Genomic DNA, 12,019 nt, shown 5'->3' with positions numbered 1-12,019 from the left:
TTAACTATTTTCATTTAGAGGTTGAGACAGCGTCTTTTGACTATTGCCAAAAGTTTTATTTTTAATCAAAGGATTAGCCCATACACCAACACTCAGAATATAGCTAAGTGGCAGTAGTAACAGCAGGGCAGCAAGTTGTAAGTTGTTACTCAATTCAGCCGCAAAACCTATGATGGGAGACATAAAAGCACCGCCAATGATCCCGGTACATAAAATCCCTGTGATTGCGCCATGGCCGGTTTTGAATGAATTTAATGCCAGAGCAAAGATGACCGACCACATAATGGAGAGGAAAAATCCCACAATTGGAAAAGCAATAAGCGCCACCGTAGTGCCACCGAATAACGCACTTAGGAGCGCGATAGCGGCGCCAGAGCTGAATAAAATCAAAAGCTTTTGCGCATCAATGAGTTTAAGTAGTGCCAGTCCAAGTAAACAGCCTAAGGTTAGGCATAACCAGAATTCGCTCACCACTTTTGCGCCTTCGGTGGCTGGGTCTAGGCCATGATATTGCTGCAAAAACACGGAAATGAGGTTTGCGACGCCTTGTTCTAGCGCAACATAAGCGGCGATGGCGGCAAAAAATTTCAATACGGTTTTATCTTTAAAAAAACCGATACTTTGTGACCAGCTCAGCTGCTGCTTTTTCTGCTCCGGTACTGCGTCAAATGGTGTAAATTGCGAGAGTAATAGCATCACGACGCTTAGGATAGCGAATACCGCATAGATACTTAGCCAGGTTTTATCTGCTGGGATAACACCAGACAGCGCTCCGCCAAACCCCTCTGCGGTGGTGACTTGAGACTGTAGTTTGCTATACACCAGAGGCGCGAGTGTTGCGGCAGCACCAAACATCAACTGCGCAAACACCGAAAGCACGGCAAAGTGTTCTGAACCACCGCTAGCGCGTAATAGTGGATTGATAGCCACTTGCAGTAATGCCATGGCACAGCCGAGCATAAACAACGCAACCATGGCAATGGCAAACGTTGGCATTAGCACAAAGGTCGTTGCACCAATTGCAGCAAGGGTAAATGCGAGCTGCATAACGGTTTTTTCTCCAAAACGCTGAACTAGCAGTCCCGCTGGAATAGACATCACACCGTAAGCGATAAAAAAGGCAAACGGGAAAAACCCCGCAAGCGTTAGACCTATGCTGTAACTTTCTATTAATGCTGGAAAAATCGCGCCTAAAATATTGGTGATAAAGGACACCGTAAAAAAGGTTGCCAATACTAAGGCAATCACTAGGTAGCTTTTTTTCATGTTGTATTTCCACCTTCATTAGAGAGCGGGTGATGGCGTGGCGATCTCGCTTGTGGGCAGACAAACAAAAAGATCAAGGGGAATCTCACCACCACCCGCAATTGGGTTATGCACGGAACGCTTGTGCTCGCTGTAATTGTTCCAGTGCTGTTGTATGGGCAGTAAAATGCTCATCACTAAGCTTCGTAAGATAGGTCTTGGCCGCCTGTTCGATATGCTGTGGTGCTTGATCAAAGGGCATTTGGCAGGTGCTATCGCGATGATCCATGCCGCCAAGTAAGCAATACCAACTGGGACGAATATAGGGTGAGTGCATCCTGTGTTGGTTGAGCCAAGCATCAAAATCACCACCGCTACGCCAGTGTGTGAGCAGCTCATCGAGCTCGTTTAAGCTCAGTGCTGCGATTTTCGCATCTTGCCAATACGGTGAATCTGCGCGCTTGCTGGTGGCGTAATGTGCCAGTACATACTCTTTAATACCGAGCACCAGCTCTGACAGTTGTTGATTGATGACTTGTGCCTCGAGCTGTTGCGAAAGCAGCCTATTCAATAACTCAATGCTATAACCTGTGACCATCAGCGCGGTGGCTTCGAGTGGTTCAATAAAGCTCTGCGCGAGGCCAATAGCAAACACATTGCCTTCAATACTGCGCGCCATCATGCCCACTTTCATGGTGAGATGTTTGGCTTGTCCTTTATCGAGTTGCGCGGCTTGACGCAGTTGAGCCTCAGCCTCTTCAGGAGTGGTATGTGCGCTGCTGTACACGTAACCATGTCCGGTTCTACCTTGTAGCGGGATCTGCCAGTGCCAGCCGCACGGCATCGCGATAGCAGAAGTGCTTGAAGGTAGCGGGTTTATTTTAGCGCCGGCAATCGCGACAGCTGAATCATTGAGTAACTGATCTGCAAAGGAAATAAAGGGCACTTCGAGCGTTTTCTCTATCAGCAGGGCGTTAAACCCTGAGGCATCGACGTAAAAATCGCTTTTCACCTGCTCACCCGACTCAAGTGTCAGTGCAATAATTTCTTTGGCATGATGCTGTACGCTACTCACCGTACTTTGAATATGCTTTACGCCTCGCGCTAGGCTAAATGCCCTTAACCAATCCGCAAGTTTTTGCGCATCAAAGTGATAGCCGTATTCAAGCGCCCTTGGTAATGGACGCTGTGGCAGAGGTGCTTGTTGCTTGTCGGCCAGTACTGCGGCTAAGAAGTAATGTTCAGGCTTATCTATATATTCGCTACCACGACGTCTGGCGTTGGCGTTGACAAAGTAGACTTCCGCTGTTTTTGCATCCATTTCAGAGAAGAAGGGATGGAAATAGCTGCCATTGTCGCCATTCCAGTTATCAAAATAGATCCCGGTTTTATAGCTTGCTTGGCATGCGGGCATCCAATCGCGTTCTTTCACACCAAGGCGTTGCATAAAAAGCTGCAAATGTGGCGTTGAGCCTTCGCCAACGCCAATTCTGCCAATACTCGATGACTCAATCACCGTGACCGATAAATTGGGTTGATGCTTAGCAAGGTAGGCTGCGCACATCCAACCGGCGGTACCGCCACCAAGGATGGTGAGTGACTGTATTGTTTTCATAGGCAAATGAGTTTTCATAGGCAAATGACCCCAGCCGCAAGCAACTGGGGCTCCGAGGTTAGAACTTATAGCTGACGCCAAGGTAATAACGCGTACCAAATTCAATGGTGTTCTGCGTCAAGTTGTAGTTGGTGTCGTAAGATTGAATAACCTCATTGGTCAGGTTTACACCCTCTAAGCTGACATCCAGATTTTCCATTGCATGCCACACCAAAGATGCATCCCATTGTTGGTAGCTATCGTTGCGCACCGCTTGTGCTGCACCGACGCCAATCCATTCACTACGCCAGTTATAAGCGATACGTGCACTAAATTGCTCGTTTTCGAAAAATAGCGAGCCGTTGAATGAGTTTTCAGATACTCCCGGCACCATTTCTTTTGCATTATCTGGTGTGGTGGTTTCACTATCCACGTAGGTGTAGTTAGTAATAAAGCCGAAGCCATTATCAAAGCTATGTTGAAGCTGCAGTTCTACCCCTGTTACGTCACCGTCTCCGTTACTACGTGGGCGTGTGACTCGGCATTGATCATACTTAGAAGGGTCGGTACCGCATCCGTCTACATATTCAATCGCTTCGGTAGAAAAGACAACGTTGTCAATTTTCTTCACAAAAACGGCTGCTGAGAGCAAGGAAGCTTCGGTAAAGTAATATTCGACGCCAATATCTGCTTGATCTGCTTCATAAGGTTTAAGGTTCGGGTTACCACCGGTGGCAGAACCAAAGTTGGCATCAATCGCTAGACCTGGTTTTAAGTCGTTATAATTAACTCGAGACATAACGCTAGAGGCGGCCGCACGGATGATAATGTCGTCGCTGTAGTCATAAGCGAAGTTGATGCTCGGTAGCCAGTTGTCGTAGTCAACCGTTTCATCGAACACCGTGTTATCAACATAACCGCTGGACTGCTGTTCTGTATCCACATAGCGTAAGCCGATATTACCGCGGAAGTTTTCACCGCTGAATTCACTTTGCACATAGATAGCGAGCATATCTTCTTCGACATTGTAGGTTTTACCAAAATCTTGCTGCTCAATTAATTCACCCGCCTCATACTTGCCAGTGATAAAATCCCACCACTTATCTTCATCGAGCTTGGCGTATGAATTAAGAATATGTCCGCCCGTTTGCGAATGAAGATTGGTAAAAATACCATCACTCCAGTTAGCTAAGCTATTACCATCAGGGACAAAACCAACAACATCCGCTGGATTTCTTTGTATTGCGATACGTGCAAATTCGTTTTTATTAACCTTCACACCTGCTTTTATGTTCTTGAAGTAATCATGCTCTAGCATCCATTTGATATCGGCTTGCGCATAACTTACCTCATGTTCTTGAATCGTCGTTTGGAAGTTTGATTCATGAGCAAATTTGAGCTGTGAGGCATCGGTTGGGTCTAACGAATCAAACCAAATTTGATAAGGGCCGGATGCATCGTAAGTAAAGCCGCCATCAGTACTATTTTGACCGTTAGGGAAGGCTGGATCGCCAATTTTTCCACCCTCATCTGTTGCCGGGATCCACCAACTTGAGGAACCAAACTGTGTACCACCATCAGATGTTGAGCGACCAATAACACCGCTAATCTCGAAAGTTTCACCGACGTATTTACCACTGAAGTTTAAGGCATCGACTTCCATGTTTACGGCGTTACGAACAGTAGGGTTGTAGATAATGTTCGCGTAAGCTGGCAAAATACGTGCACGCTGTGTACCGCCTGCAGCGTTGTTTTGTACATCAACAGCACCTGCACCACGGGCACTTACGGTAAGGAAGTTATGGTTTACATGTGGGTTGTCAAACTCAAAGCGAAAGTAGTCTACCGCAAATTCGGTGTTATCGCTTGGTGCAAATTGCGCGGTAAGTTGCGCGCTGGTGCGCTCGCGCTCAGCTCTAAATGCTTGTGAGCCGATTGCCCAAGCGCCCACTGTAGATGCTTGTCCCGTATCTTGATCCGCCGCAAAATATTCATAGTAGCCACCAATGGACTCAATAACGTGACGGCCTGAAGTCAGGTTCTCAACAGAGTATGCTGCGAGCACACCAAATTTTTCATCGTCACTTTTCCAGCTACCTAAAAATGAGCCACTTATATCATTTTCATCATACAAGGTAGAGCGGCCCATTTCTGCTGACACCATGTAAGTGTGTGCATCTAAGTCCAGTGGTTTACGCGTGACAAGATTCACTGTACCACCCAGCGCACCTTCTTCAAGGTTTGCTTCAGGCGTTTTGTAGACGTTAACTGCCGATACTTGTTCTGCTGATAACAGCTCCATGTTAAAAGTACGCGTCGATGGACCCAAATCATACCAATCGGTACTGGCGACCGATTGGCCATTTAATAAAATACGCGATTGCTCGGGCGCGGTACCACGGATAGTAACACCACTTACTTCACCATATTGGCGGTCGACCGTAACCCCAGAAATACGCTGTAGCGCATCACCAATGTTTTTGTCGGGAAACTTACCAATATCTTCCGAGGTGATAGCATCAACAATACCATCTGCAAAGCGCTTGGTGTTCATTGAAGCTTCAAGCGAGCGGCGAATGCCTCTTACTTCAATTACTTCGACATTTTCTTTTGCGCTTTGTTCTTCGGCTAATGCTGATGGTGCAGCGGTGAGTAAAAGGGGGGATAAGGTACTTGCTGTCACGATGGCGGCAAGTTTATTCAATTTAAATTGCTTCAACTTAGTTGTTTTCATTGTTCTGCCCATTGTTCCTATTTGTTGTTGGCAGAAGCTAGGGTATCGCCTTGAGTGTTTTTTAAGCGGTATATTTCTATCTACTAATGATACTTTTCACGCTTAAATGAGCGTAATTTGACAAAAATACTTCACTGCACTTCAGGCTGTCGCTATATTTCGATAGATTAATATTGTTTAGTGATTGAATTTGCATGGTGTGCAACTAGGTGTAACGAGCAGTTGTTTTAAAATTTATAACATGCCGATTTTAAATAAGTTTATTAATGTAAAAGGAAATTGCTATGCGAGCGATGTACGAGAAAGTACTACCATCTCCTGGATGTTCATGGCGTTATTGCCTGTATCAATTGCCCGAAATTCCCTTTAATTGGCACTATCATCCGGAATATGAGATCTGTTTGACGCTCAACAGTGTCGGTGTATGTCATGTGGGTGATCATATCGCCCCTTACGAAGACTTAGATTTGGTTATCCTAGGTCCTGACTTACCACATACTTGGCAGTCAAAGCCGAATCCGGATCACTCCGCTCACGTTGTCCATGTTGCACAAATACCCGCGCACTGGTTGGAGTCTTTAGTGGCTCAGCATCCTGAATTACATGGCTTATCTGAATTGTTAAATGCAGCGCGCCGTGGCGTCAAATTTCCTGTGGAAGTCGCAAGACAAGCGAAAAAGTGGTTTGAGCAAATCGCGGATGCTGAACCGTTAATGCGCTTTGTGCTTTTGCTCGAAATGTTAACGCGGATGACGACATCGAATTATCAACATTTAGCCAGTAGCGGCTTTCGCTTTGACGCCCGCCATGACCCCGCGAAAGATAAGTTCGACCGGGTTATTGCCTATATCTATGACAATTACACCGACAAATTAAGCGCCGATGAGCTTGCACAGCAAGTGCACATGAGCACCAATCACTTTCATCGTTTCTTTAAAAAGCGCACGGAGCGTACTGTGACGGAATTTATCAATCAGCTGCGTATTGCCAAGGCCTGTAAACTATTAATTAGCTCTGCCTCTCCCATTAGTGTGATATCGGATCAATGTGGTTTTAATAATATTTCTAATTTTAATCGTCGTTTTCAAGCATTGAAGGCGTGTACGCCCAGTGAGTTTCGTGCACGGCTGCACCAAAAGGCATTGTATTGATCTGGACGTAAGCCTGTTTATTGTGCGTTTTAATCAAAACATCAATTCAAACCGTGAATATTTCGTAATGCTATGATATTCATGCTTATTCCTAAATATTCAACTTGGTATTTATCAAAGAATTGCCAAGAATGTGCCGGGTCGCAACAACAATAAACGAGGATGACCGTGATGACACTAGGACACTTTATTAAACAGATCCGTACACAAAAAGGCTTAAGCCAACCCCAGTTAGCAGAGCAAATGTGTGTTGAGCAAAGCTATTTATCTAAACTAGAAAACGACAAATCCGTGCCTTCTAACGAGGTATTTAGAAAGTTACTAACGGCGCTGAATTTATCCTTAGATGAGTGTATGCAAACCCTTTCAACACAAGGGAAGCGTGAAGAATTAAGCCAAATTCCAGATATAGAGTATTGGTATAAGCAACATCAACAATCAAAACAAAAGCAATATAAGCAACTTGCGATATTAGCTATTTTGCTAGTGTCTCTCGGTGTCGGGTTATTTTGGAGTGGCTACAAACAGATATTTTTTAGTGAAAGACTGTTTGAATATGAATCTCAAGGTGTATTGCAAGCCGGTGAGCCTGTTGAGCTATATAGAAAGTGGCGCTTTCTCCTTGTTCCTCATAGTAGGAATAGCGATATTGAATTTGTGGAGCAAGTTGAGCTTGCCATGGCGAAACGTTTAGACAAAAAAACGGAGCTTTTCTCAGATTACAGAGGAGGCGCTTACACCGAATCGGTAACTGATGGCAGAAGACATTATCGTTTTCAAGGGTCTAGATTTGTTGAGCGTGTAGAAAATGCCTGGTTGCAATTTGTTGGCTTATTGTGCCTCTCTGCTGGGGTTATGCTAACTTTAGTAGGTAAGCGGCTAGTTAAACCTTAGATTATCAATATAGGTGTAAGATGCAAAAACGATTGTTTTTTGGTATTGGCATGGATGACGACGCTCGAGCGCATATCGGCCAGTGGCTGGTAGATAGTGTGAGTGCGAGTAAAACCAATACTCAGCCGAATAATTGGCATCTTACACTGGCATTCCTTGCTATGGTGGAAGAATCACAAGTAGCCGAGCTTTGTGATTTTGCGAGTGCTCTATCGGTGCCTAAATTTACACTCACCTTTAGTGACTATGGCTACTGGCAGCACAATGGCATTTTTTACTTAAAGCCCGAACAAAAACCACAAGCTTTGCTTGATTTAGCCAATCCACTGCGTGCTTTTGGGGAAAAATGCGACCTCTATCACAACCCGCATCCGTTCTCACCACATATCACACTATTTAGAAATTGTAAGCCAGTGCCGACTGTGGCAAAGCCAATAGAGCCCTTTTCGCTGACGGTAAAAAAATTTCACCTCTATCACTCTCACCGCAATGAGCGTGGCTTGATCTATGACCCTATTGAGTCCTTTTTTCTGAGCTGAATTTTAATAGCTGAACCTTAAGACAGCCAGCGCTTTAGCTTTTTAACCAAAGTTTCGAACCAAGTCAGTTGATAGCGTTTGTATTTCTCGCACTTGAGGAATAGCTTTTTGGTGGCTTCGTTTCGTGCTGGGCTAATATGTAAGCGGCTACACTCTTTACTTGCGCTGTGCCAATCTTGTGCGCTGACGGCTTTAATCAAATTAGGAAAAGCCAAAAATAACTTACTGGTACCAAGGTTGTAAGCCATATCCAACAGCGCAATCTTAGCGGGCGTCGGTAATAGCTGATAAGGAATGCTGCCAGTTTCTTGCTTGGCAAGAAAATGAATGAGGTACTGTTCAAATTCTTTGATTTGCTCTATGAGACATTTTTTAGACGCTTTTGGTGGCAAGGTAAGCTCGGTATATTGTGCATACCAAGAAGCCTTGTAGCCGCTGGGTTTGCCCTTAATATTACGGTATTCATCGCGCTTTTGTTGCAAGGTGGCAGACCGTTTAGAGCGCCTATCCCGCATTGGTAACTGGCAAAATTGCTCAACACTTTGCATATGAAAACCAACACCAATCGTCGGATTGGCATTCACATCTAGGTACAAATGCAGTACCTCGCCCTCAAATTGCAATAGATGCTGTATTACTCGTTGATAGAATTTGTCGGTGTCGTTGAACAACTAGGTACCTCAGTGATCACTGCTTTTTCGTTCGTGGTATAGCACTGTTTTAGTATAGAACAGTAGCAGGCCTCTGCCTTAAAAACCGATTTATGGGCGTCGATTTTATCCCATAATCCACGATTAAAATTGCTTTTTGGCATGGTAAAAATGTTGAAAGTGTCGCCATCTGCCAGCAAAATCTTTTGTGGCGCACTGGAAACATACCAGCCAAACTTTTTTAGATAATTGATATTCGATTCTTCTTCCTGCGCATCGTCTAGGGCTGCTTGATAGGCATTGAGGTTGCAACATGCATCCATAAGTTCGGTAACATCAAAGTAATTTTCGCCATCAAACTCGTACTTAATGTAGTGGATTATGGCAGGTCCGGTCCCCGAATTGCGAATATCGACTCGAATGGTTGCTTGAGTGGAGTCTAAATCAAAGTTGCTATAGCTAAATTGAAGCCATGGCCAAGTTTCAGTTTTTAGCTGCTTTTCGGCTGCGGAAACTTGCTCCTGAGCAGCCTTTGCTTGCAGATAAGTGGCGTAAAACGACGCTGCGGAAATAAACATCGCACACAAAGCCAAAATGGTATTCATTTTGGAGCGAGAAAGTTTAAAGGAGCCCCTTGAGTGTCTTGAGTTGTGTGGCTGTGGCCGAGCAGGCTTTGCTGCCTGCGTTTCGGCTACATTTTCAGAGGGTAAGTTATTATTGTTATGTTCTGACATATTTATCCAACTGACACTACGGCCTAAGGCGACAGAAATACGAGTAACGTATCGCCAATTTTCAGTCTATCTGTCGATAGCTGGTTCCATTGCTTTAGCTTAGCGACACTGACATTAAATTGCTTAGCTATGCGCCATAAACTATCGCCGTGTTTTATCTTATAGTCCAGTTGTTTGTCAGCCAAAATGGGCAAAATTAGCTTATTTCCTGCACGAATTCGGTCATTCTTTAATTGATTAAAGGCTTTTAACTCGGCGACGGTTAGCGAGTAGCGCTTTGCAATGGTGCTGAGAGAGTCTCCACGTCGGATAGTATAATGTTGCCATGTATCTGCAGGCATTTTTGGTAAGTGTGTGAGCATGGTTTGCCACTCTGACACGCGCGCTGTGGGAATGATAATATGCTCAGGGCCGCCGAGTAATGCAGGAAAACGTGCATAGCCTGGATTTAATACCTCGACTTCTTTCCAGCCTTTGAGATCAGATAAAATGGCTTGTTGTTCGAGTTTAATAACGCTGATCAGCGATCGATTAGGGATCTTAGGAAACTTCATCAAGTCATGCTTTAACAACTGTGATGCCGCAAGTAGCTTTGGTACGTAGTGGCTGGTTTGACGTGGTAGCTTCAAATGGAAAAAGTCAGTTGGTTTACCTGCTTTTTTATTTCGTTCAATGGCCGCAAGCACTCTACCTTCACCTGTGTTATAGGCGGCAATGGCATGATACCAATCACCATCAAAACGTTTGTGGAGGTATTGCAAAAAGTCCAATGCGACGCGGGTCGAGTCTACGATATCTTGGCGACCGTCATACCAAGCGTTGATCTTGGCACCATAATGTTTTGCAATCAGCGGCGTGAGTTGCCACAAACCTGAAGCATGCTTGTGAGAATAGGCTTGGGTGTTAAAGTCACTTTCTATTAGCGGCATCAATGCAAGCTCTATTGGCATATCGCGCTTTTCGACTTCTTCTACTAAGTAATAAAGTAGCGGCGCTGCACGTTCACTGATGGTATCCATATAATTGGGATGCCTGAGGTACCAATCAATCCGTTGTTTTACACGCTTATCGTCGGAATCGGCAAAGCTGAGTTGATCTTTAATACGGAGCCATAAATCATCAGTTGCGAGTGGATCATATGGCGTTTTAACCACCGTTTTAGCTTCGTCTTTGACTGTATTTTTTGGCTTGTTATGAGTAGATTGTACGGCGTTATCTGGCGTTGGTTCATTCTGTTGAGGTTGCTGTATTTGGCTACAGCCATTTAGCAGCAGGGTTGCTGCAAGTAATGGAGTGATGAGGTTTTTCATAGAGCCTTTTTTATTATCCTTTTATTATGCAGTCCAATGAGGCATCTGAACTGCATAAGATTGTATATAAATTCGGTGCAAATGCAAAAATAGGCACCTTACCTGTTGCGGCTGTGTAGTGTAGGGTGATGAAATGGATACAAAATGAACTTTAGCGTTACAGCATTTAGCATTGATTAATGGAATTAACGCAATAACACTCGGTTACTTGGTAATTGTGTATTGCTCACTTACTCAAGGCTTAGTTGGTGCTTAAACTGTGTTTTATAGGTTCGCGAGAGCGTTAATACTTTCCCACTTAGCAATGCGATTTCACTGTCACCGCTGGCGAGCGGCGTAATACTTACCACTTTAGACACATTAATAGCAAAAGAGCGATGAATACGCACGAAGCCAACGGGGTCTAAGCGCTGACATAGCGTAGCAAGCGTGGAACGTAGCGGATAAATGCGGCCATTTACGTGTAGATTGACGTAATTTCCAGACGACTGTAACCACTCAACCTCTTCAACTTTAACGATAAATTCTTTACCAAGCTTACGTTCCAATAAGTGATGAATAGGTTTGTGGAGTGTTTCATCTTCATCGCTTTCTTGTTTTATCGGAGATGCTTCACCAAGCATATGGGAGACACTAAATTGATAAGCTTTTATGAGTGCAATAAAGAACACTAAGCTCCATGCATCTTTTTGATATTCATAGATAAGTTCAAACCAAGAAAGGTGAAAGTTGTAATCTAGTTGCAAACTAAAATAAATCGTTTCACGTAATAACACCATGATGCCAACATGGCCAAAACAAAATAACAGTGAGGCAATAAAAAAGCTAAAAGCGACGTTAACAGGTTTATGCCACAGCCAAGGAAATGCGTTTAAATACCAAGATATGGTAGGAATTAAGGCTAAGCTGGCAGCTGCACTGGTATATTCCCACACGAAAGGCTCCCACAGCGCAAAATCGAGCTGCGCATCTCGGTTGGCATCCATGATCAGAGTAATGGCATTCAAGGTGTTGTTAATCGTTAGAAAGAGGGCGAGTAATGCCATTGCCACCAAAGGGTGGTATTGCTGAATAAAGGTACGTGAAAACATCATGGTTTGAGTTTTTCTTTTACTCTAGCAACTGGATGCAAAGCGGTCACTTATTTTATCCCACTATTCCACGGTTT

Annotated in this window: 10 protein-coding genes; 3 read left to right on the top strand and 7 right to left on the bottom strand. The window is 44.4% G+C overall.

The genetic code is table 11. The annotated features are described in order from the left end of the window. The 3 genes from EXT48_RS17725 to EXT48_RS17715 all read right to left on the bottom strand — a co-directional run bounded on the left by EXT48_RS17725 (position 1) and on the right by EXT48_RS17715 (position 5,573). Positions 1-1,266: an MFS transporter gene (locus tag EXT48_RS17725; RefSeq protein WP_130165215.1), complete on the bottom strand. Its 1,266-nt coding sequence runs from the start codon at positions 1,264-1,266 to the stop codon at positions 1-3. 106 nt (positions 1,267-1,372) lie between these two features. Further along, positions 1,373-2,860, bottom strand: coding sequence for a tryptophan halogenase family protein (locus tag EXT48_RS17720; RefSeq protein WP_240703398.1), 1,488 nt, complete (start codon positions 2,858-2,860; stop codon positions 1,373-1,375). A gap of 58 nt (positions 2,861-2,918) precedes the next feature. Beyond that, entirely contained in the window at positions 2,919-5,573 is a 2,655-nt protein-coding gene (locus EXT48_RS17715) for a TonB-dependent receptor (RefSeq protein ID WP_130165213.1), read from the bottom strand. A 284-nt stretch (positions 5,574-5,857) separates the two neighbouring features. Here EXT48_RS17715 and EXT48_RS17710 point away from each other — a divergent pair, with 284 nt between their 5' ends. The 3 genes from EXT48_RS17710 to thpR all read left to right on the top strand — a co-directional run bounded on the left by EXT48_RS17710 (position 5,858) and on the right by thpR (position 8,157). After that, positions 5,858-6,724: an AraC family transcriptional regulator gene (locus tag EXT48_RS17710; RefSeq protein WP_010377630.1), complete on the top strand. Its 867-nt coding sequence runs from the start codon at positions 5,858-5,860 to the stop codon at positions 6,722-6,724. A 171-nt stretch (positions 6,725-6,895) separates the two neighbouring features. Then, positions 6,896-7,618: a helix-turn-helix domain-containing protein gene (locus tag EXT48_RS17705; RefSeq protein ID WP_130165212.1), complete on the top strand. Its 723-nt coding sequence runs from the start codon at positions 6,896-6,898 to the stop codon at positions 7,616-7,618. Positions 7,619-7,638: 20 nt separating this feature from the next. After that, the gene (gene thpR, locus EXT48_RS17700) at positions 7,639-8,157 is read left to right on the top strand and encodes an RNA 2',3'-cyclic phosphodiesterase (RefSeq protein WP_130165211.1); all 519 of its coding nucleotides are present in this window, start codon (positions 7,639-7,641) and stop codon (positions 8,155-8,157) included. 17 nt (positions 8,158-8,174) lie between these two features. On the opposite strand, the gene EXT48_RS17695 is transcribed toward thpR, so the two are convergent. The 4 genes from EXT48_RS17695 to EXT48_RS17680 form a co-directional block, all read right to left on the bottom strand. After that, positions 8,175-8,828, bottom strand: coding sequence for a hypothetical protein (locus EXT48_RS17695; RefSeq protein ID WP_188249499.1), 654 nt, complete (start codon positions 8,826-8,828; stop codon positions 8,175-8,177). Next, a complete protein-coding gene (locus EXT48_RS17690) occupies positions 8,792-9,541 on the bottom strand; it encodes a hypothetical protein (RefSeq protein ID WP_130165210.1) in 750 nt (249 codons plus the stop codon). The genes EXT48_RS17695 and EXT48_RS17690 overlap by 37 nt, the downstream gene beginning before the upstream one ends. Before the next feature lie 23 nt (positions 9,542-9,564). Further along, entirely contained in the window at positions 9,565-10,851 is a 1,287-nt protein-coding gene (locus tag EXT48_RS17685) for a LysM peptidoglycan-binding domain-containing protein (RefSeq protein WP_130165209.1), read from the bottom strand. A 230-nt stretch (positions 10,852-11,081) separates the two neighbouring features. Then, a complete protein-coding gene (locus EXT48_RS17680; protein WP_130165208.1) occupies positions 11,082-11,945 on the bottom strand; it encodes a LytTR family DNA-binding domain-containing protein in 864 nt (287 codons plus the stop codon). Positions 11,946-12,019: the final 74 nt, after the last annotated feature.

The sequence above is a fragment of the Pseudoalteromonas sp. CO348 genome, from assembly GCF_004208845.1.
In the GTDB taxonomy this organism is placed as follows: Bacteria; Pseudomonadota; Gammaproteobacteria; order Enterobacterales; family Alteromonadaceae; genus Pseudoalteromonas; species Pseudoalteromonas maricaloris.
This window is presented reverse-complemented; position numbering and strand designations above follow the sequence as displayed.